Here is a 17861-nt window from a genome sequence, read left to right on the forward strand (position 1 = left end):
AGCCCGGCTACACTCGGCGCTGGGCTACCACTCGCCTAACAACTACGCCCGGCAGCTCCGGACTGCCGCCTGAAACGGCTTCATGGCGTCCGTTTTCAGGGGGCCAGATCAGTCAGCCGCATGGATGCGGCTGCCAAGCCTCCAGGGACGGATTCACGGCGTCCCCCGCGTACCCAACCCGACCGGCCTACCCGCGGCTTCTGCTTTCCGCGACCACCCAGACTCCACCCACGAGGGGCTGCGCCGTTGGCTGGAAGCGCTATCCCCCGTGCACGGGCCGGTGCCCACGCACCGCCATCACCAACCCGATGCCGGCCAACAGCGAAACCGCCGAGGTCCCGCCGTAACTGATCAGCGGCATCGGAATGCCCACCACCGGCAGCAGGCCGGAGATCATTCCACCGTTCACCAGCACGTAGACGAAGAAGGCCAGGCCCAGGCTGCCGGCCAGCAACCGCGCATGCGTGTCGCGCGCGTGCACCGCAATCCACAGGCAACGCCCCACCACGAACAGGTACAGCGCGAACAGCGTCGCCACGCCGATCCAGCCGAACTCTTCGGCCAGCACCGAAAACGCGAAGTCGGTGGTGTATTCGGGCAGGAAATCCAGCGTGGCCTGGGTGCCCTGCCCCCAGCCGCGTCCCTGCCATCCCCCGGAGCCGATCGCGATGCGCGACTGCAGGATGTTCCAGCCGGTGCCCAGGGGGTCGGCCGCCGGATCGAGGAAGGTCAACACGCGGTCCTTCTGGTATTGCCGCAACAGCCCGAACCACGCCAGCGGCGCGGCCACTGCCAGCCCCGCCGCACCGGTCGCCACCCAGCCCCAGTGCAGGCCTGCCAGCAACAACGCGAACACGCCGCTGGCGGTGACCAGCGTGGCGGTGCCGAGGTTGGGCTGCATCAGGATCAGCAGCGCCGGCGCGCCGATCAGCACCGCGGCGGTCAGTACCGTGCGTGGCGACGGCGGCAGCGGTTGCCGGTGCAGGTACCAGGCCATCATCAGCGGCAGGCTGAGCTTGAGCAGCTCCGACGGCTGCAGGTAGAACACGCCGAGGTTCAGCCAGCGCTGCCCGTATTTGCCGGTACCGATCACGTACACCGCCATCAGCGGCAGCATCGACAACGCATACAACGCCGGTGTCCACGCGCGCAGGCGCAGCAGCGAAACACGCGACAGCAGCCACATGGCCAGCAGTCCACCGGCAAAGCGCGCCGCCTGCCCGGCCACCGGCCCGGACACACTGTGCAGCACCGCCAGGCCCGCGCCCATCAGGATCAGCAATGCGACCAGCAACGGCAGATCGATCGTGCGCACTGCCTCACGGCAGCCGCCAAACAGTCGTTTCCATTCCACGCGCAGCACGCTAGCAACGGGCGCTTGCGTGAAGCTGTCAGGGTGTTTCCGCTCCCGGACTCAGCCGTAGCCGCCGTGCACCGGGTTGTGGCTGCGCACCGCCATCACCAGCCCGAAGCCAGCCAGCAGCGACACCGCCGAGGTACCGCCGTAGCTGATCAGCGGCATCGGCACGCCCACCACCGGCAGCAGGCCGGAAATCATCCCGCCGTTGACCAGCACGTAAACGAAGAACGCCAGGCCAGTGGCACCGGCCAGCAGGCGCGAATAGGAATCGCGCGATTGGCTGGCAATCCACAGGCAACGCCCGATCACCAACAGGTACAGCGCCAGCACGGTGGCCACGCCGATCCAGCCGAACTCCTCGCTCAGCACCGAGAACGCGAAGTCGGTGGTTTGCTCGGGAATGAAGTTCAGGTGCGACTGCGAGCCCTCGCCCCAGCCCTTGCCGTCGAAGCCACCGGAACCGATCGCGATCTTCGACTGGATGATGTTCCAGCCGGCGCCCAGCGCATCCATCTCCGGGTCCAGGAACATCATGATGCGGTCCTTCTGGTACGGCCGCAGCAGCCAGAACCACGCCACCGGCGCGACTGCGGCCACGCCGCCCACGCCCAGGCCCACCCACCACCACGGCAGGCCCGCCAGCAGCAGCACGAACACGCCACTGGCGGCGATCAGCACGCCGGTACCGAAGTCCGGCTGCAGCATCACCAGGCCGGTCGGCACGCCGATGATGACCAGCGCGGTCAGCACCGTGCTGAAGCGCGGCGGCAGCGGCATCCTGTGCAGGTACCAGGCCACCATCATCGGCAGGCTGACCTTCAGCAGCTCGGCCGGCTGCAGGTAGAAGAACTTCAGGTCCAGCCACTGCCGGCCGTACTTGCCGGTGCCCAGCACGAACACCGCCAGCAACGGGATCATCGAGATCGCGTAGATCATCGGCGTGGCCGAGCGGATGCGCAGGATCGAGACCCGCGAGATGCCCCACAGTGCGGCCATGCCCACGGCGAAGCGCGCGCCCTGGGCCATCACCAGGCTGTCGCCACCGGCGCTCTTCAGGGTGGCCAGGCCGATCAGCATCAGCGCGCCCAGCGCCAGGCACAGCACCCAGTCCAGGGTGCTGAAGAAGCGGCGCAGCATGTCGCCGGCCCAGCGCAGGAAGACGCTCATCGTGCAGGCTCCGCGTGGGTCGGGCGTGGCGTGGCCGGCAGCGCGGCCGCCGCCGGTGCATCCGGTTGCGGTGCGGGCGCGGGCGCCGGCGCGGGCACGCCGATCAGCACCGGATGGTCCCCGAGCTGCGCGGCGGCAAGGTCGCCTGCCTGGCGCGCGCCCGCGTCCTCGTTGTCGAACGCGGTGGCGCCGATGGCCGTGGTGCCGCGCTCGCTGTCCAGCGGCTGCATGCCCTCGGGCATCTTGCCCAGCAGGTAGGCATCGAACACCTTGCGTGCGATCGGTGCGGCGGCCGAGCCGCCGTAGCCGCCGCCTTCCACCGCCACCGCAATCGCGATCACCGGGTTCTCGACCGGCGCGAAACCCACGAACAACGCGCGGTGGCGCAGGTGCATCGGCAGGCTCTTCGGATTCACCGCAGCGGTGCCCTTGCGGCTGATGACCTGCGCGGTGCCGGTCTTGCCGGCCATCACGTACGGCGCACCCACCGCCACGCGCCAACCACTGCCGCCAGGCCGCATGGTCGCCATCATGCCCTCGCGCACGGCCTGCACGTTGTTGGGGTTGGGACTGATCGGCTTGCTTTCGCCGGCCGGCATGGCCGTCCAGTCACTGTCGAATCCTTCGCGCTGCTGGATCACCAGGTGCGGGGTGCGCAGCTGGCCATCGGCCAGCGCGCTGACGCCGCGCGCCAGCTGCAGCGGGGTCACCTTCCAGTCGCCCTGGCCGATGCTGATGTTGACCGTGTCGCCCGGGAACCAGGCTTCCTTGCGGGTCTTCCGCTTGTAGGCCGGCGACGGCAGGATGCCGCCGATTTCGCCGGTGAGGTCGATGCCGGTCGGCTGGCCGAAGCCGTAGTACTCCATGTAATGGTCGAAGCGCTCGATGCCCAGGTCCAGCGCCAGCTTGTAGTAATAGGTGTTGACCGACTCGGCGATGGACTTGCGCAGGTCGGTCCAGCCGTGGCCGCCACGATGCGCATCACCCCAGCCACGGGAAGTGCCGGGCAGGTAGAACATGCCGGTGGACAGCACCTTGTCTTCCGGGCGGCGCACGCCCGAATCCAGGCCGGCCAGGCCGATCAGCGGCTTCAGCGTGGAACCGGGGGCAACGCCACCGAGCACCAGGCGGTTGAACTGCGGCCGCGACGGGTTTTCGTTCAATGCCTTGAAGTCGGCATGGGAAATGCCGTTGACGAACAGGTTCGGATCGTAGGACGGCAGGCTCACCATCGCCAGCACTTCGCCGGTGCGCGGGTCCATGGCCACCGCCGAGCCTTCCTGGTCGCCGAAGGCAGCGACCATGGCGCGCTGCAGGTCGGCGTCGATCGACAACCGCAGATCGGCACCGGACTGCGCGGCAACGCGGCCGATGGTGCGGATCGCGCGGCCCTGCACGTTGGTCTCGACCTGTTCGTAGCCGACCCGGCCACGCAGCTGCTGCTCGTAATAGCGCTCCAGCCCGGATTTGCCGATGTGCGTCAGCGCGGCATTGCCTTCGCCGAGGATTTCCAGATCCTTGTCATCGACGCGACCGACGTAGCCGATGATGTGCGCGAACAGATCGCCATACGGATAGCGCCGGGTCAGGTAGGGTTCCAGCTCGACCCCCGGGAACCGCCAGCGGTCGACGGCAAAGCGCGCCATCTCCTCGTCGCTCATGCGCAGCTTCAGCGTGACCGGCAGGAACTTGCGGCGCGCCTTGCGCGACTTGTTGAACGCTTCCAGCTCTTCCGGGCTGATGCTGATGATCTTCGCCAGCCCTTCCAGGGTGGCGTCCATGTCCTTGACCTTGTCCGGGGTGACGTCCAGGCGGAACGCCGGCACGTTCTCGGCCAGCAGGCGGCCGTTGCGGTCGTAGATCATGCCGCGCCCGGGCACCACCGGCCGCGGCTTGATGCGGTTGGCTTCCGAGCGGGTGGCGTAGACATCGTGGTCCAGCACCTGCAGCTTGAAGTACCAGCCGCCCAGGCCCAGCAGGCAGACCAGCACGCCCAGGAAGCCGAGCGCCGCGCGACGGCGGAACTGCTCGGCTTCGGCGTGCGGATTCTTGACCTGGCGGCGCGGAATCATGGCTCAGCGCCCGCGCTTGCCGAAGCGCACCGCGTCCAGCAGCACGAACACCAGCGGCCACAGGCCCATGCCCAGCAGCGGCGCCCACCAGTACGACCACGGCAGGGTCGGTTCGCCCACCAGGATGTGCACCAGCGCGCTGACGATGCGGTCGTTGAACAGCAGGCCACCGATGGCCAGCATCTGCTGCGACATCGGGAAGAAGCGGATGCGGGCGCGGAAGCGCTGCAGGATGAAGGCCAGCATCACCAGCCGCAGCGCCTGTTCGCCGAGGACACCGCCGTACAGCAGGTCGGCGACCACGCCGCTGGCGAAGGCGATGCCCAGGCCGACACGCTCGGGCGCTTCGATGACCCAGTACGCCAGTACCAGCGCCAGCCAGTACGGGCGCAGCGGCTGCAGCAGCGCCGGCAATGGCAGCAGGCCCAGCAGCAGCGCCACCACCAGGCTGGCCGGCAGCACCCACGGGTTGTCGCGCAGGCGGCTCATCGCTGCGCCTCCGGCGTGGTCGGTTGCCGGCCAGCGGCCGGCACTACCGGAGCAGCAGGATCAGGCGAGGATGCGGGGGCAACAGTCCTCGTTTGCGACGAGGGCTGTGGCCGGCCAGCGGCCGGCACTACCGGGGCGCTGACCGGAGCTGGCGTCGTTGCCGCTGGCGCGGTTGCCACAGGCACGGTGGCGCCGGTGGCCGGGCCACCCGGGGCGGTTTCTTCCAGCTGCAGGCGCAGTTCCGGCGGAATGCGGATCGCCGCGCCCGGGCGCAGCAGCAGCACGTCGCGGCCGCGGTCGAGCTGCGCCGCCGGCTTCAGTTCGCCGACCAGGAACGCATGGGTGTCGTCCGGGCGCAGGCCGGTGATGGTGCCGACCGGGAAGCCGGCCGGGAAACGCCCGCCAAGACCGGAGGTGACGATCTCATCGCCCACTTCCACCCCGGCGCTGAGCGGAATATCGCGCAGCTCCAGCGTGTCGCCGCGGCCGTAGACGATCAGGCGCACGCCGTTGCGGGCCACGGTGACCGGCACCGCGTGGTCGGGATCGGTCAGCAGCAGCACGGTGGAGGTGCCACCGGTCACGCTGATCACCTGCCCCATCAGGCCGCCGGCGTCGATCACGGCCTGGCCGACGTGCACGCCTTCGCGGGCGCCAGCGTCGAGCACCAGGCGCTGCTTCACCGGGTCCAGGTCGATGTCCAGGATCGGCGCCAGCTGCACGTCCAGGCCGCTGCGCTCGGCCACGTTCAGCAGTTCGCGCAGCTGCGCATTGTCCAGCGCGGCGGTCTGCAGGCGGGTCAGGCGCGCGTTGGCCAGCAGCAGCTGGTTGCGCAGTTCGCGGTTCTCGGCGACCAGCTGGGTATGGCTGGCGGCGGAATCCTTGACCTGGTTGCCGAGCTTGCCGGGCAGGCCGGCCAGGGCCCACACCGGCTGCACCAGGCTGTTGGCCTGCTCGCGCAGGCGCGCCAGCCAGCCGGCCTGGTCATCGAGCACGATCAGGGTGATGGCCAACGCGAGATAGGCCAGCAACCGCAGGGGGCTGGCGGCATCACCGGATCGGGAGGCGACGGGAGGACCGGCGTAGGGCGGCACGGCGACGATTCAACTGGCAGAAGGCGGAAGGGAAACACGCGGACGCCCCGCCGGTGCCGGCCCGCCTTCACGGCGGGCCGCACCCCGGAAGGGCGCGGCGGGCAGGAACGGCCGGGACGGCTTATTCCGGCGCAAAGAACTCGTTGCCGTGCATGTCCACCAGCTCCAGCGCACGACCGCCGCCGCGGGCCACGCAGGTCAGCGGATCGTCGGCCACCTGCACGTGCAGGCCGGTTTCCTCGGAGATCAGGCGATCCAGATCGCGCAGCAGGGCGCCGCCACCGGTCAGCACGATGCCGCGCTCGGCGACGTCGGCGCACAGTTCCGGCGGGGTCTGCTCCAGCGCCAGCTTGACCGCGCTGACGATGCCCGACAGCGGTTCGTGCAGGGCCTCGAGCACCTCGTTGGAGCTGATCTTGATCATCTTCGGCACGCCCTCGGCGAGGTTGCGGCCGGAGATTTCCATCTCGATCACTTCCGCCTGCGGGTAGGCGCAGCCCAGCTCGACCTTGATGCGCTCGGCGGTGGCTTCACCGATCAGCATGCCGTGGTTGCGGCGCACGTAGTTGGTGATCGACTCGTCGAAGCGGTCGCCGCCGATGCGGACCGAGGCCGAATAGACGATGCCGTTGAGCGAGATCACTGCCACTTCGGTGGTGCCGCCGCCGATGTCGATGACCATCGAGCCACGGGCCTCGGTGACCGGCATGCCGGCGCCGATCGCGGCGGCCATCGGCTCTTCGATCAGGAACACGTCACGGGCACCGGCTTCCTCGGCCGATTCCTTGATCGCGCGGCGCTCGACCTGGGTCGAACCGGCCGGCACGCAGACCAGCACGCGCGGGCTCGGGCGCAGCACGCGCGACTTGTGCACCTTCTTGATGAAGTGCTTGAGCATCGCCTCGGTGTAGGTGAAGTCGGCGATGACGCCGTCCTTCATCGGGCGGATGGTGGTGATGTGGCCCGGGGTACGGCCGAGCATCTGCTTGGCCTCGGCGCCCACGGCTGCCACCGAGCGGGTGCCACCGATGGCACGGTCCTGGCGCACGGCCACGACCGACGGCTCGTTCAGCACGATCCCCTGCCCGCGCACGTAGATGAGGGTGTTGGCCGTGCCCAGGTCGATGGACAGGTCGTTGGAGAACATGCCACGGAGTTTCTTGAACATCTGAGGAAGGAGTCCTGAGGGGTGTCGTGCCCGCCGCGGGATGGCGAAAAAATGGGCAGAAATCGAGGCCGACAAGCCTAGCAACCCGCCTGCCGCCGAGCAAGGAAAAAACTAGCTGAACCCGCGTCTTCACAGGCTTTCGGCCTGATCGGGCATCACCCGGTTCTGGCCCTGAGCGGCACCAGCGGGTAACCTTTGCGCCGTCGGGCGCCCAAGGGCGCCGTTTGCTTGCCCGCTGAACCGGGCCGGCCCACCCCAAAATTCACCGCATAGGCTTACATCGATGTCCGCTCTGATCTGTGGTTCTCTTGCCTTCGACACCATCATGGTGTTCCCGGACCAGTTCAAGAATCACATCCTGCCGGACAAGGTGCACATCCTGAACGTGTCTTTCCTGGTGCCGCGCATGCGCCGCGAGTTCGGCGGCTGCGCCGGCAACATCGCCTACAACCTGCACCTGCTGGGCGGCCAGCCGATCCCGATGGGCACCGTGGGTTCGGACTTCGGCCCGTACCGCGAGTACTTCGAAGGCCTGGGCATCGACCTGTCGCGCGTGCGCGTGATCGATGAGCTGTTCACCCCGCAGGCGTTCATCACCACCGACCACGACAACAACCAGATCACCGCCTTCCACCCGGGCGCGATGATGCGTTCCTACGAGAACCATGTGCGCGGCGTGCCGGGCGTGACCCTGGGCCTGGTCGGCCCGGACGGCCGCGAAGGCATGATCCAGAACGCGCAGGAATTCCATGAGGACGGCATCCCGTTCATCTTCGACCCGGGCCAGGCCATGCCGCTGTTCAACGGCCCTGAGCTGCGCGCCTTCATCGATCAGGCCGACTACGTGGTGGTCAACGACTACGAGTCGAACCTGCTGCAGGAGCGCACCGGCTGGGACGAAAAGGAGATCGTCAGCCGGGTCAAGGCCTACATCACCACCCGCGGCCCGAAGGGCGCGGTCATCCACACCCCGGAAAAGAGCTACGACATCCCGCCGGCGCACGAGCGCCGCGTGGTCGACCCGACCGGCTGTGGCGACGCCTTCCGCGCCGGCCTGATCTACGGCATCCAGAAGGGCTACGACTGGCTGACCATCGGCCGCATGGGCAACCTGATGGGCGCACTGAAGGTCGAGCATCCGGGCACGCAGAACCAGCGCTTCACCTTCGATGAGTTCAACGAGCAGTTCAAGCAGCAGTTCGGTTACGCGCTGGGCGCGTAAACCGAACTGCCCGCGCATTCCACCTTATCCCCGCGCCTTCGGCGCACCCCCTTGAGCAACAAGGGGGCTTTCCACCCGATGCGCTGCTGGGAATGCTGTTGGTAGGTGTCGACCTTGGTCGACACTGCCGGCCAGCGGCCGGCACTACCTCTTCTGCTGCCACGCCGCCAACAGGCTGTGACAATCGGCGAAATGCCAGTCGGCCCGGCCCGGCCCGGCCAAGGGTGTTCTGGTAGGTGTCGACCTTGGTCGACACTGCCGGCCAGCGGCCGGCACTACCCCTTCTGCTGCCAGGCCGCCAACAGCGCGCGGCAATCGGCGAAATGCCAGTCGGCACGGCCCGGCCATGGGTTCTCCGGCAGATTGACCAGCACGGTGTGCGTGCCTGCGGCACGACCGCACTCCAGGTCGTAGGCGTGGTCGCCAACCATCACCGCCTCCGTCGCTGCAATGCCCCAGCGCCGCAGGTGCTGCTGCAGGCCATCCGGCGAGGGCTTGGGCACCGCTTCATCACGGCCGACGATGTCGGCATCATCGAACAGTTCCCCGACCCCGATCGCCTCCAGCGTCAGCTTCGCCAGCGCATGGTCGTTGCGGGTCAGGATGCCCAGCCGGCACCCGGCGGCCGCCAGCGCGCGCAGCAGCGTCACCGCACCCGGCGCGGGCAGCGCGTCCTCGGCCAGCGCGCGCTCGTGATCCAGCAACCACGCGCGCTTGGCCTGCGCCGGCGCGTCCGGCAGCGCCGCGATATGGTCGAGGATGTCTTCCTCGGCCGCGATCTGCAGCGCACGGCGGATCGCGGCGAAATCATGCACGGCCACCGTCAGCGTGCCGTCCATGTCGAACACCCAGTGCCGGATCGCGGACAACGCGTGCACTGCGCTGCCCGCCGCCCCCGTCACTGCCACCACTGCGGCATGCGGCTGGCGTCGACGCCACCGGTTTCGAACACCGCCGTGCGGGTGCCGCCGGCCTTGACCGGGAACTCGATGCTGATCGACTTGCCCTTGCGCGCCAGCTTCCACAGGGCCTTCTGGTCGGTGATGAACAGGGCGATGGCTTCATCGGTCTTCGGGCGCCACGCGGCCATCGATACCGGCTTGCCGTCGTCCACGGTCACCTTCACCGTGCACTGCGGGCAGCGGAAATCACCGGCCTGCAGCACCAGGTAGGCGTGCCGCTTCCACTCCGGGTGATCGCGGAACACCAGCTGCACCGGCTTGGCGCCGCTGCCATCCACGTCCACCCGTTCCTTGCTGTAGATCTGCGCCGACACCTGGTTGCCCTTGCTGCCCACCGGGATCTGGTTGTACTGCCACAGCGCCTGCATGCGGCGCAGGTCGCGCGCGGCATCGCCCTTGGCCTTGACCTCGTCGAAGCCGGCGGCGATGCGCTCGGCGGCGGCGGTGTCCTTGTACTGGTCCAGCAGCGAGGCGCCATGCAGGCGCGCGCGTTCCCAGTCCTGCGCGGCCACGGCCATGTCGTACTGCTTGGCCACGTCCTCGGCCTTGGCTTCCTTCTGCGCCTGCACGGCGGCCGCGGCGGCTTCCTGCGCCTTGCGCTCTTCCTCGGGGTTGCTGCAGGCGGCCAGCGCGAAGGCACATGCAGCGGCCAGGATCAGTCTTTTCATTGCGTACTCCCAATCGGTGAAGACGCCTGCCGGCGTGACCGGGACACTTTAGCAACCCGTGGTGGATGGACGCATGCCCGTGAACGGGAGTGGCCGGCAACCAGGCACGTTGCCTATCCCTCTGATCACCATCTCGTTCCAGGAACCCACCGGTGCAAGCCCACTCTTTTCTGCGAACACCTCCCCATCGGTGACATTCACCTGCCGCTTCTGCCCATCGCGACGTCAGGCAAGCATCTCATCGCTGGAGGCCGCAACCATGACCTGCCTTCCGCGCAGCGGACACAGTGCGAAAACCGGAGCCACTGGCTGAACGCCAGCCTTGAAAGGACACCCCAGGAGGAAGCCAGAAGGGTCGCCAACCCGGAATGATCACCAGTTCATGCCATGTGCCATTACTTTCCAGGGAGGCCTCGCGCGCCTTCTTCTCCGCAGACGTAACCTCAGTGGGGCCGCCTCCTGCTGAAGGGGTCGAGTGGATGGTGTCCAGTTTCCAGAGTCGGATACGCTCATGACCTTCAGGGGTCCGATCGCTGGAGACCTCGTATCTTTCGACGCCGTACGCCCATGGCACCTCGACTTCGGTTTTACGCGCCTTGCCAACGCCGTTATCACCCCGCACTTCAGCGGCTGCGCTGGCTACCATCGAGATTCTGCGGCTCAGCTCAGCGTACATCCATGTTACGGCAGCCAAAGCCTCCGGGTCGTCGCCCCTACTGGGCAACCCCGTCCTAACCGGGTTGAACCAAGGCTCTTGCCCGCAAAGCACGATGGCCACAATCCCCCTTTCTCCAATCCAGGCCGTCTGGTCACCATTTTGATAGAGACGCAAACTGCCACTGAACGTGGGGATGGACTCCCCAGTGGAGTACTTGATGAGATTTGCGGACTTGAACAGCAACGCTTCTGCAGGCGATGCGGTAGAGACTGCGGGTGTGGCAAGGAGAAGTGCTGCGAGAGCCAGACTGATCAGAACCGGGATCGCGGCGGGCCACATGTATTTTTGCATTGACGTTTTCATGGAAATGCCCCTCGCCCGCAACGCTGCGGAAACCGGCCTGATGGAATTGAAGATTGCATACCTGTCGGATATGCAATGGACTGCACTGCATCCAGCGGCTGGCAACCAGCCCCGTTGATGCAAGAGAGAATGTTCAAGCTCAGGTCCAGGGAAATCCATACAACAATCTTCAAAAACTCTTGCAGACACCCATCACGCAGACCCAACGCCTCCTTCCGCCATCATGAACGTGACACCGCGACCGATGGTTGCAACCACAAAAAACGGCAGGTTTCCCTGCCGTTTTTTGTTTCGCGCCAACGCCAACGATTATTTGCCGGCGCTCGCCTTGGCCAGCATGTCCTGAACCGAGGCGGTGGTGATCGGGTGGTAGCCCGGCTTGGCCTTTTCGAAGGCCTGCTTGGCCAGCTCCAGCCCCTTCGGGGTCTTCACCAGTTCGGCGTAGATCGGCAGGATCAGCTTGCGACGGCCGACGCGCTCGATGAACGCAGCGGCGCCTTCATTGGCCTGCTCGTAGCCGCTGCGGATCGCCAGCGGGTACCAGCGCATGGCGATTTCGCCATTCGGGGTGCCGGTGAAGTGGAACGCCTTGTCCAGCGTGGCCAGCTTGTCCAGCGGCTGGGTCGCGCCCAGGCCGTCGATGAAGCGCACCCATTCCTGCGTGCTCCAGTCGGCGATGACCTGGCTGCTGGGCACGGTGCCGGCGCTGGCGAAGGCAATGCGCGCGGTATCGACGCTACTGAAGTTGCGCGACTGCGCCTTGGCCGCAAACGCCGGGATGCCCGGCTCGTCCAGCCACGCCTTCAGTTCGGCCTCGGTCACGGCCGACGGATTCTTCGGCAGCAGGTTCTTCTTCATGTACGCGACGAACTGGTCGGTGTTCGCGCTCTGGAAGGCGTGGTCATCGAACCAGCCGCGCAGGAACGGATCGAAGGTCTCGCGGCCGAAGCGCTGTTCCAGGAACTCCAGGAACCATGCACCCTTGACGTAGGCGACCTGGCTGAGCGCTTCGTCGGGGTCGCGCTCGTTCAGCGGCGGCAGCGCCAGCGCCTGGTCGGCCGGGCTCATGTCCTTCACTTCGGCCAGCAGGTCGGTCTGGTCGATCTGCTTCTCCATCTCGGCCATCTCCTTGCCGTACAGGGCTTCGGTGATGCGGCCCTGGACGTAGGTGGTGAAGCCTTCATTGAGCCAGATGTCCTTCCAGCTGGCGTTGGTCACCAGGTTGCCCGACCAGCTGTGCGCCAGTTCGTGGGCGACCAGCGAGACCAGCGACTTGTCGCCGACGATCACGGTCGGGGTGGCGAAGGTCAGGCGCGGGTTTTCCATGCCGCCGAACGGGAACGACGGCGGCAGCACCAGCATGTCGTAGCGGCCCCAGCGGTATTCACCGTACAGCTTCTCGGCGGCACCGATCATCTTCTCGGTGTCTTCGAATTCCTTGGCGGCCTTGTTGACCATGGTCGGCTCGGCCCAGACGCCGGAGCGGCCGGAGATCGGCTCGAACACCAGGTCACCGGCGGCGATGGCCAGCAGGTAGGACGGAATCGGCTGCGGCATCTTGAAGGTGTAGTCACCGTCACGCGCGGCCTTCGGATCGTTGTCGGCGCTCATCAGCACCATCACGTCCGGGCGCGAGACCACGTGCGCGCTGTAGGTGAAGCGCACGCTCGGGGTGTCCTGCAGCGGCACCCAGGAGCGGGCATGGATGGCCTGCGACTGGCTGAACATGAAGGGCAGCTTCTTGCCCTCGGTCATCGACGGCGCCAGCCACTGCAGGCCCGAGGCGGTCGGTGCGGTGTGGTAGGTCACTTCCACCTTGGCCGGCTGCTCCGCGGCCTCGATGGTCAGCTTGCTGCCGAACACCTTGTCGGCCGGGGCCAGTTCGAACTTCAGCGGGCTGCGCGCGCCATCGGCGGCGACGGCCTCGACCTTGGACACGGTCAGCTCGCGGGTGTCGAGCACCAGCTGGCTGGCGTCCTTCTGCTTCCACTCCAGCGTATAGGTGGCGGTACCGCCGATCTGCTTCTGGTCGAAGTCCAGCTTCAGATCCAGCGCGATGTCCTTGATGACGACCTTGTCCGGCTCGGCGTACGAGCTTTCGTCGTGGCTGCGGTTCTCGGCGTTCACGGGGGCGGCGGGGGCCTTTGCGGCAGTCGGGGCGGCGGCGGGCGCGGCCGCCTCCTGGGAGCAGCCGGCGGCCAGGGCCACGGCCAACGGAAGGAGCATCAGCGGATTACGCATGAATCGGGACCGTTACGGGGATCAAACCCCAATGGTACCTCCCTCCGGCCGCGCAGGCGTTGCGCGGTGCGGGGTAATGGCGGCCACAGCACCGGCAGTGCCGGCCGCTGGCCGGCATCCGCACGGACGATGACCGGGCACGGGGATGCCGGCCAGCGGCCGGCACTACCCGGACACCGGGCTTACAGCTTGTAGCCGGAGTGGATCGAGACGATGCCGCCGGTCAGGTTCTTGTAGTGGCAGCGCTCGAAGCCGGCCTGCCCCATCATCGCCTTCAGTTCGTCCTGCGGCGGGTGCTTGCGGATGCTCTCGGCCAGGTACTGGTAGCTGTCCGAATCGTTGGCGAACAGCTTGCCCAGCTTGGGCAGGATCTTGAACGAGTGGAAGTCGTAGATCGGCTTGAACCAGTCCGCCGTCACTTCGGAGAATTCCAGCACGCGGGCCTGGCCGCCCACCTTCAGCACGCGGTACATCTCGCGCAGGCCGGCGTCCTTGTCGGTCACGTTGCGCAGGCCGAAGGCAATGGTGACCAGATCGAAGCTGTTGTCCGGGAACGGCAGGGCTTCGGCGTTGCACTGCACGTAGTCCAGGCCCAGCACCAGGCCGCGGTTGGTCAGGCGGTCACGGCCGACCGACAGCATGCCGGCGTTGATGTCGCCCAGCACCACCGAACCCTCGGCGCCGACGCGCTCCTTCAGCAGGGCGGCGATGTCGCCGGTGCCGCCGGCCAGGTCCAGCACGCGGTCGCCCGGCTTCACCTGCGCGGTCGCCACGTAGTAGCGCTTCCACGCCCGGTGCACGCCCAGGCTCATCAGGTCGTTCATCAGGTCGTAGTTGCGCGCGACCGAGGTGAACACCTGGCCGACCAGCTTCTGCTTGTCCTTGGCGGCGACGTCGCGGAACCCGAAATGGGTGGTACCGGCTTTGTAGGGGGATTCGCTCATGCCCCGATTATCGCACCGCCGGGAGCCAGCGGCACCCCCTGCCCGTATCATGGCGGGCCACGACTTACCGGAGCCCCACATGATCACCACGCCCGACTACCAGGCCCTGCTGCAGACCGCCATCGCCGAAGCCCGCCAGGGCCTGGCCGAAGGCGGGGTGCCGATCGGCGCGGCGCTGTACCACAACGACGGGCGCCTGCTCGGCTGCGGCCACAACCGTCGCGTGCAGGAAGGTGACCCGTCGGTGCACGGCGAGACCGACGCCTTCCGCAAGGCCGGCCGCCAGCGTCGCTACCAGGACACCATCATGGTCACCACCCTGGCCCCGTGCTGGTACTGCTCCGGGCTGGTGCGCCAGTTCAACATCGGCACCGTGGTGGTGGGCGAATCGCGCACGTTCCAGGGCGGCATCGACTGGCTGCGGGAGAACGGCGTCAACGTGATCGACCTGGACAACCAGGAATGCGTGGACCTCCTGGGTGATTTCATCAGCCGCCACCCGGACATCTGGAACGAAGACATCGGTGAATGAGCAGCGCAGCGCCTGCCGTTCCACCCGTTTAATGAACGCTTCAGTGCCGGCACGTTCTAGTGCCGGCAGCGTTTGCGGCCATCACTGTGACCGTGTGCACAGTCAGAGAGCGGGCCTGCACACGTTGCGGTAACACTCGCCACCGCCAACACGCCTACGGTGGGGTTCACCGGGGCTCCTTTCCCCGGCGGAGCCAGCCATGTGCGCGCACGCCGTACGCCCTACGCCAGACCCGATTCTTGCCCCGATCCGCGACCGCCTGCAGCACCAGTTCGCGCTGCATCGGCGCGGTGCATTGTTCTGGACCGCCTACCAGGGGCTGCAGCTGGAACTGGCGCGCAGCCATCCGCTGGAGCATGAGCGCCTGTGCAACGCCATGGCCGACATGGCCGAAGACCTCGGCGCCGTCGAGCATGCGCAGCTCATAGGCAATCGCAACGCCGGCTCCACATCCCGCTGACACGGCATGCACCGGCGCATACGCCACACTGCGATCACCCCCCACTCCCATCCACCTCAACCGATTGGATCGACATGCACGCTGAAGTTCCCGCCATTCCCCCGGTCATCAACGTTGACGCCGAGCTTGATCACTGGCGCCGCCAGCATGCCGACGGCGCGCTGCCGCACAACTCGTTCGGCTCCTACGTGCCGTGGATCAAGTTCGCCTGTGATTCGCTGATCACCCAGCCGCGCGCCAGCAATGCGCAGCGCGACGAGATGTTCCAGACCCAGTACGCCCTGCAGATCATGCCCCGCCTGAGCGAAGCCCAGGCCCGCGAATTCGTCGACCGTTGCTGGCAGCACGTCTACCAGAGCAGCCCGGTACGCCTGCAGGACGCGCCGCGCCTGCGCGCCTGAGCTGCGGCGAAGCGGCTGCACGGTCCCTGCACGAGCCACTACCGATCATCCTCGTCACCTGAGTGGGACGGACGACGATGAAAGCACGCAACCTGTTCAACACCATCGCCAAGAAGGCCGCGGCAGCCACCGGCTCGCCCTGGACCTTCCTGGCCGCCGTGACCATCGTAGTGGTCTGGGGCATCAGCGGTCCGGTGTTCGGCTTCAACGACACCTGGCAGCTGGTGATCAACACCGGCACCACCATCATCACGTTCCTGATGGTGTTCCTGATCCAGCACACGCAGAACGCGGACACTGCCGCGATGCAGATCAAGCTGGACGAGCTGATCCGCGCGACCAGCGAGGCCAACAACGAGCTCCTGGACCTGGAAGAACTGGACGAGGAGCGGCTGGAAGAAATCCGGCGCGAGTACGAGCAGATGGCACGCGAAGCTGGCGACGCGCTGGCGCGCGTCCGGGCCTGCCACGCCGCGCGGCGTGACGACGAAGCGGTCTAGCCCTGTAGTGACACTGCCGGCCAGCGGCCGGCACTACCCTCGATCATCAAGGTAGAGCCGGCCGCTGGCCGGCTGTCCTTCAGCCGCGCTCGTGCCAGCCACCGCCCAGCACCTTGTACAGGGTGATGCGGTTGGACTGCTGCGCCAGCTGGGCCTGCAGCTGGGTCTGCTGCGCGTTGTAGGCGGTGCGCCGTGCGTCGAGCAGGGTCACGAAGCTGTCCAACCCGGCGTCATAGCGCGCCTGCGACAGGCGATTGGCCTGCTCGGCCGCCTCCACCAGGCGCTGCTGCGCGCTGACCTGCTCGTCCAGGCTGACGTTCAGCGCCAGCGCGTCGGCGGTTTCGCGGAAGCCCACCTGGATCGCCTTCTCGTACTGCGCCAGCGCGATATCGCGGTCGGCATTGGCAATGGCGAGGTTGGCGCGCAGCTTGCCGCCCTGGAAGATCGGCAGGGTGATCTTCGGCAGGAAGCTCCACACGCGGGTGCCGCTGTCGAACAGGTTGGACAGTTCGGTCGAGCCACTGCCGATGCTGCCGGTCAGCGAAATGCTCGGGAAGAACGCCGCACGTGCGGCGCCGATGTTGGCGTTGGCGGCCAGCAGCTGGTGCTCGGCGGCCATGATGTCCGGGCGCTGCAGCAGCACGTCGCTGGGCAGGCCCGCCGGCGGCGGTGCCAGCGCGAGCAGCTGCGGGCCGATGCTGTCCGGCAGCAATGCCGGATCCAGCTGGCCACCGGCCAGCAGCGCCAGCGCATTGCGGTCCTGGGCCAGCTGCCCGCGCAGGCGCGCGGCATCGGTGCGTGCGGTCTCGACCAGGGTGCGGGTCTGGGTCAGCTCCAGGGCGGAGCTGCCACCGCGTTCGTGGCGTGCCTCGGCCAGGCGCAGCGAATCCTCGTAGGTCTTCAGCGTGGCCTCGGCAATCTTCAGCTGCTGCGCATCGGCACCATAGGTCAGCCACGCGGTGGCGGTCTCGGCCACAAGGCTCAGCTGCGCGTTGCGGCGGTTGGCGGCCACGGCGAAGTACTGCTGCAGCGCCGCTTCGCTGAGGTTGCGGACGCGGCCGAACAGGTCCAGCTCGAACTCGGCCACGCCAACACCGGCGGTGAACTGCTCGGTGACGCCGGCGTCGGTGCCCTGGCGCTGCATCTGCCCGGTCACGGCCACGCCGGGCACGCGGTCGGCACGCTGCACGCGGTACTGCCCCCGCGCGCGTTCGACGTTGAGCACGGCCACGCGCAGGTCGCGGTTGTTCTGCAGCGACTGCTCGATCACCTGCTGCAGGCGCCGATCAGTGAAGAAGTCGCGCCAGCCGACGGCGGCGACATCGGCGACCTGGCCCTGCGCGGCCTCGGCCGGCCACTGCGCCGGGATGGCCGGCGCGACGGCGGTGTCCTTCGGCGCCAGGGTGGAGCAGCCGGCGAGCGCGAGCGCGGCGGCAATGGAGAGGAACAGGGATGCACTTTTCATGGGAATGGCTTCCATCGGTACTGCCGGATGGCAGGAGGTAGTGCCGGCCGCTGGCCGGCAACCTCGTTGGATTCACATCAAGCAAGCAGTAGGTG

The 17861-nt window shown here is 67.4% G+C and carries 17 protein-coding genes; 6 read left to right on the forward strand and 11 right to left on the reverse strand.

Features of this window, described 5'->3' with window-relative positions; genetic code table 11:
- Positions 1-259: 259 nt before the first annotated feature.
- From rodA (AC5P9I_RS20155) to AC5P9I_RS20180, 6 genes are all read right to left on the reverse strand, one after another.
- Positions 260-1354 (reverse strand): rod shape-determining protein RodA, encoded by a 1095-nt coding sequence (gene rodA / locus AC5P9I_RS20155; RefSeq protein WP_187756830.1) that lies wholly within the window; start codon positions 1352-1354, stop codon positions 260-262.
- 60 nt (positions 1355-1414) lie between these two features.
- Positions 1415-2527 (reverse strand): rod shape-determining protein RodA, encoded by a 1113-nt coding sequence (rodA, locus tag AC5P9I_RS20160; RefSeq protein ID WP_057494977.1) that lies wholly within the window; start codon positions 2525-2527, stop codon positions 1415-1417.
- Entirely contained in the window at positions 2524-4599 is a 2076-nt protein-coding gene (mrdA, locus tag AC5P9I_RS20165; protein ID WP_049470241.1) for a penicillin-binding protein 2, read from the reverse strand. The genes rodA (AC5P9I_RS20160) and mrdA overlap by 4 nt, the downstream gene beginning before the upstream one ends.
- Positions 4600-4602: 3 nt before the next feature.
- On the reverse strand, positions 4603-5088 hold the full coding sequence (mreD, locus tag AC5P9I_RS20170; RefSeq protein ID WP_049470244.1) for a rod shape-determining protein MreD: 486 nt from the start codon (positions 5086-5088) through the stop codon (positions 4603-4605).
- Positions 5085-6182: a rod shape-determining protein MreC gene (gene mreC / locus AC5P9I_RS20175; protein WP_049470247.1), complete on the reverse strand. Its 1098-nt coding sequence runs from the start codon at positions 6180-6182 to the stop codon at positions 5085-5087. Before mreC ends, mreD begins: the two co-directional genes overlap by 4 nt.
- A 121-nt stretch (positions 6183-6303) precedes the next feature.
- Positions 6304-7350 carry a rod shape-determining protein gene (locus AC5P9I_RS20180; protein ID WP_005419402.1) on the reverse strand — a complete coding sequence of 349 codons (1047 nt, stop codon included), beginning with the start codon at positions 7348-7350 and terminating at the stop codon, positions 6304-6306.
- Between the two features lie 283 nt (positions 7351-7633).
- On the opposite strand from AC5P9I_RS20180, the gene AC5P9I_RS20185 reads away from it, so the two are divergent.
- Complete coding sequence (locus AC5P9I_RS20185) at positions 7634-8572, forward strand: carbohydrate kinase family protein (protein WP_005411078.1); 939 nt, start codon at positions 7634-7636, stop codon at positions 8570-8572.
- A 275-nt stretch (positions 8573-8847) separates the two neighbouring features.
- Here the strand turns inward: AC5P9I_RS20185 and AC5P9I_RS20190 are convergent, their stop codons facing one another.
- Together AC5P9I_RS20190 and AC5P9I_RS20195 are read right to left on the reverse strand one after the other, a co-directional pair.
- The gene (locus tag AC5P9I_RS20190) at positions 8848-9483 is read right to left on the reverse strand and encodes an HAD family hydrolase (protein WP_049464592.1); all 636 of its coding nucleotides are present in this window, start codon (positions 9481-9483) and stop codon (positions 8848-8850) included.
- Positions 9471-10202, reverse strand: coding sequence for a hypothetical protein (locus tag AC5P9I_RS20195; RefSeq protein ID WP_049464594.1), 732 nt, complete (start codon positions 10200-10202; stop codon positions 9471-9473). The genes AC5P9I_RS20190 and AC5P9I_RS20195 overlap by 13 nt, the downstream gene beginning before the upstream one ends.
- Positions 10203-11092: 890 nt before the next feature.
- Between AC5P9I_RS20195 and AC5P9I_RS20200 the strand changes: the two genes are divergently transcribed.
- On the forward strand, positions 11093-11341 hold the full coding sequence (locus tag AC5P9I_RS20200) for a hypothetical protein (protein WP_130768210.1): 249 nt from the start codon (positions 11093-11095) through the stop codon (positions 11339-11341).
- Positions 11342-11532: 191 nt separating this feature from the next.
- On the opposite strand, the gene AC5P9I_RS20205 is transcribed toward AC5P9I_RS20200, so the two are convergent.
- Together AC5P9I_RS20205 and ubiE are read right to left on the reverse strand one after the other, a co-directional pair.
- Positions 11533-13464 (reverse strand): M1 family metallopeptidase, encoded by a 1932-nt coding sequence (locus AC5P9I_RS20205; RefSeq protein WP_049464598.1) that lies wholly within the window; start codon positions 13462-13464, stop codon positions 11533-11535.
- A gap of 182 nt (positions 13465-13646) precedes the next feature.
- Positions 13647-14408: a bifunctional demethylmenaquinone methyltransferase/2-methoxy-6-polyprenyl-1,4-benzoquinol methylase UbiE gene (ubiE, locus tag AC5P9I_RS20210; RefSeq protein WP_005411082.1), complete on the reverse strand. Its 762-nt coding sequence runs from the start codon at positions 14406-14408 to the stop codon at positions 13647-13649.
- A gap of 79 nt (positions 14409-14487) precedes the next feature.
- On the opposite strand from ubiE, the gene AC5P9I_RS20215 reads away from it, so the two are divergent.
- The 4 genes from AC5P9I_RS20215 (at position 14488) to AC5P9I_RS20230 (ending at position 16301) form a co-directional block, all read left to right on the forward strand.
- Entirely contained in the window at positions 14488-14940 is a 453-nt protein-coding gene (locus AC5P9I_RS20215) for a nucleoside deaminase (RefSeq protein WP_005419409.1), read from the forward strand.
- Positions 14941-15139: 199 nt separating this feature from the next.
- Positions 15140-15400, forward strand: coding sequence for a hypothetical protein (locus AC5P9I_RS20220; RefSeq protein WP_049464600.1), 261 nt, complete (start codon positions 15140-15142; stop codon positions 15398-15400).
- A gap of 74 nt (positions 15401-15474) precedes the next feature.
- Positions 15475-15801 (forward strand): hypothetical protein, encoded by a 327-nt coding sequence (locus AC5P9I_RS20225; protein WP_049464602.1) that lies wholly within the window; start codon positions 15475-15477, stop codon positions 15799-15801.
- A 77-nt stretch (positions 15802-15878) separates the two neighbouring features.
- Positions 15879-16301, forward strand: coding sequence for a low affinity iron permease family protein (locus AC5P9I_RS20230; protein ID WP_049464604.1), 423 nt, complete (start codon positions 15879-15881; stop codon positions 16299-16301).
- Between the two features lie 79 nt (positions 16302-16380).
- Here AC5P9I_RS20230 and smeF read toward each other — a convergent pair whose 3' ends face one another.
- Positions 16381-17781, reverse strand: a complete 1401-nt coding sequence (smeF, locus tag AC5P9I_RS20235; protein ID WP_130768212.1) for a multidrug efflux RND transporter outer membrane subunit SmeF — start codon at positions 17779-17781, stop codon at positions 16381-16383.
- Between the last annotated feature and the right edge of the window lie 80 nt (positions 17782-17861).

The sequence above is a fragment of the Stenotrophomonas sp. YJH_SMC_29 genome (assembly GCF_059371235.1).